This is a genomic window from Pseudomonas tremae, from assembly GCF_001401155.1.
Taxonomy (GTDB): Bacteria; Pseudomonadota; Gammaproteobacteria; order Pseudomonadales; family Pseudomonadaceae; genus Aquipseudomonas; species Aquipseudomonas tremae.
The window spans coordinates 1-281 of sequence record NZ_LJRO01000236.1; the positions used below are offsets into that span (position 1 = coordinate 1).

Consider the following 281-nt stretch of genomic DNA (forward strand, 5'->3'; position numbering starts at 1 on the left):
TTCAACAGATCGAAAAACTTTACCGGGAACACATGGGCTCCGGCACGATGACCCAACGAGACGCTTTCTACGCCAAACGAACTGAGTTGTTCATGAAGCTTGATAAGCTGCTGAACAATTTTCTGGCGTATGGATCCGGACTGCGCAACGAAGGCTCGATCAAACGACTGCTTGGACTTTCGACTAATAGCTACATGCACACAGGAGAAATCGCGGGATACGCTGACAAGGTATCTGGCGTGGCCAAAGCCTCCAAATGGATCAAGAGAGGAACGTAGTAT

General features: G+C 49.1%; 1 pseudogene. It reads left to right on the top strand.

The annotated features are described in order from the left end of the window. Positions 1-275, top strand: a pseudogene (locus tag ALO43_RS30750) (hypothetical protein); the annotation flags it as partial. Positions 276-281 lie beyond the last annotated feature (6 nt).